Source organism: Microbacterium sp. C7(2022), assembly GCF_028823665.1.
GTDB lineage: Bacteria > Actinomycetota > Actinomycetes > Actinomycetales > Microbacteriaceae > Microbacterium.
On record NZ_JAPEHV010000057.1, the window covers coordinates 1 to 275 of the forward strand.

General features: G+C 40.7%; 1 protein-coding gene. It reads left to right on the forward strand.

Annotated features, from left to right (window positions below; all coding sequences use genetic code 11):
- Window positions 1–4: 4 nt before the first annotated feature.
- The coding region (locus tag ON062_RS14050; protein ID WP_368859992.1) for a reverse transcriptase family protein at window positions 5–275 on the forward strand (271 nt) is incomplete at its 3' end.

Here is a 275-nt window from a genome sequence, read left to right on the forward strand (position 1 = left end):
GTGTATTAACTACCGCCAGGTCAACAAGGTTACTATAAAGTATAGATATCCACTGCCAAGGATTGATGACTTATTTGATCAGTTGCAAGGAGCCAACCACTTCTCCAAAATTGACCTCCGGTCCGGGTATCATCAATTGCGGGTAAGGGAGTGTGATATTCCCAAAATGGCTTTTTGGACTAGGTATGGGCACTTTGAATTTGTGGTGATGTCCTTTGGTCTAACCAATGCTCTGGCAATATTTATGGACCTTATTAATAGGGTATTAAAATACT